At 69.5% G+C, this 1,901-nt stretch carries 2 protein-coding genes; one reads left to right on the top strand and one right to left on the bottom strand.

Annotation, left to right across the window (positions count from 1 at the left end; genetic code table 11):
- Positions 1-1,587, top strand: a 1,587-nt coding sequence (locus AB0M20_RS40940; RefSeq protein ID WP_364306641.1) for a universal stress protein, incomplete at its 5' end; no start/stop codon positions are given.
- On the opposite strand, the gene AB0M20_RS40945 is transcribed toward AB0M20_RS40940, so the two are convergent.
- On the bottom strand, positions 1,553-1,901 hold a 349-nt coding region (locus tag AB0M20_RS40945; RefSeq protein WP_364306643.1), incomplete at its 5' end, for a response regulator transcription factor. The two genes, AB0M20_RS40940 and AB0M20_RS40945, sit on opposite strands and share 35 nt — an antisense overlap.

The raw sequence follows: 1,901 nt of genomic DNA on the forward strand, positions 1-1,901 counted from the left end.
ATCCTGTTCCTCTTCCCGTTCGTGGGCATCCTGTGGCTGGCGGTCATCTGCTTCTGGCTGCTCGACGCCGGCAACAACACCTCGATGGAGCCGTACCGGGCGTTCATCTCCGACCGGCTGCCCAAGAATCAGCTGGCCCGCGGCTTCCTGACGCAGAGCATGTTCACCGGCGCGGGCGCCGTGCTCGCCAACCTCTCGCTGTTCATCCTCGAGAAGGTCGAGGGGCTGCAGGAGACCGCCGGCAACGGCGTGCCCTACTGGATGTACGTCTGCTTCATGATCGGCACCGTCTGCATCCTGCTGACCGTGCTGACGGCGATGGCGAAGACCAAGGAGCTGACCCCGAGCGACGAGGAGATCGCCGAGGTCCGGGCGGCGCCCAAGGGTCTGGGGCCCGCGATCAAGGAGATCGCGGACGCGGTCAAGGTGATGCCGGTCGCGATGCACAAGATCGGCGTGGTCTTCCTCTTCCAGTGGTACGCGATGTTCATCTACTGGCAGTTCCTCGCGGTCAGCCTCGGTGAGTCCGTGTTCGGCGCCGACCCGGAGACGGGCGGCCCGGCCTGGGACGAGGCGATCGGCTGGAGCGGCCTGCAGAACGCCGCGTACAACTTCGTCACCATGGTGTCGGCGCTCTTCCTGGTCGGATTCGCCCGGCGGATCGGCGCCAAGCGGGTGCACGCGGTCGCGCTCGGCCTGGCTGCAGTGTCACTGGTCTGGCTGTCCCGCGCCGACAACCAGTACGTGGCGCTGATCCCGATGATCGGCGTGGGCATCTTCTGGGCCAGCGCGGTCGGCGTGCCCTACCTGATGGTCGCCAGCATGGTGCCGGCCAAGCGCACCGGCGTCTACATGGGCATCCTCAACATGATGATCGTCGTGCCGATGCTGATCCAGACGGTCACCTTCGGCTGGATCTTCGAGCACCTCCTCGACAGCAAGGGCACGAACGCGATCATGCTGGCCGGCGTCCTGCTGGGCATCGGCGCCATCGCGATGCTGTGGGTCAACCCGCCGGACGAGGCCGACGAGTCGCCGATCATGCCGCTGGGCGGCAAGCGCAGCATCACCGTCTACGACCGGGTGGTGGTCGGTTCGGACGGGACGGCGACCAGCCTGTACGCCGTGGACCGGGCCGCCGAGGTGGCCCAGGCGGCGCAGGCCCGGCTGGTGGTCGTCACGGCGTACCGCAGCCAGGCGCCCGCGACCGCCTCCACCTCCGCGGGGCTGCACCGCGACATCTTCGGTGCGGACGCCGCGCGGGAGGCGCTGGGCAAGTCGGTCACCGCCCTGACCAAGGAGCGGGCGCGGTACATCGATCAGCGCATCGTCGAGGGCGATCCGGCGCAGGCGTTGCTGGACGCGGTCGGCAACGACCCCGCGAACCTCATCGTGGTCGGCAACCGCGGTCTGGGCGCCGACGAGGGCCAGCTGCTGGGCTCGGTGCCCGCCGGCGTGGTGCGCAAGGCGATCTGCGACGTCCTGGTGGTGCAGACCTCGGCACTGGACGAGGAACGCCTGTTCGCCGCCGAGGGACGTGAGCCCACGGTGCCTAAACAGCGATCCGATAGCCCACCCCCGGAGTAGTCGCGATGGCCGGTGGGTCGCCGAGCTTGCGCCGCAGGCGGCCCACCGTCACCGCGACCGTGTTGGTGAAGGGGTCGGCGTTCTCGTCCCAGACCTGATCGAGGAGCGCCTCGGCACTCAGATGGCCGGGGCTCGCCCGCAGCAGCGCCTCCAGCACGGCGAACTCCTTCACCGACAGGGTGAGCCGCCGGCCGTCGCGCACTGCGTTGCGGCGTAAGGGATCCAGCTCGATGCCGGCGGCGCGCACCGTCGGCGGCCGCGCGTGCGGCCGGCGCCGGGCCAGCGCGTGGATGCGCAGGATCAGCTCCGGGAAG

This window comes from Actinoplanes sp. NPDC051633 (assembly GCF_040681735.1).
Lineage (GTDB): Bacteria > Actinomycetota > Actinomycetes > Mycobacteriales > Micromonosporaceae > Actinoplanes.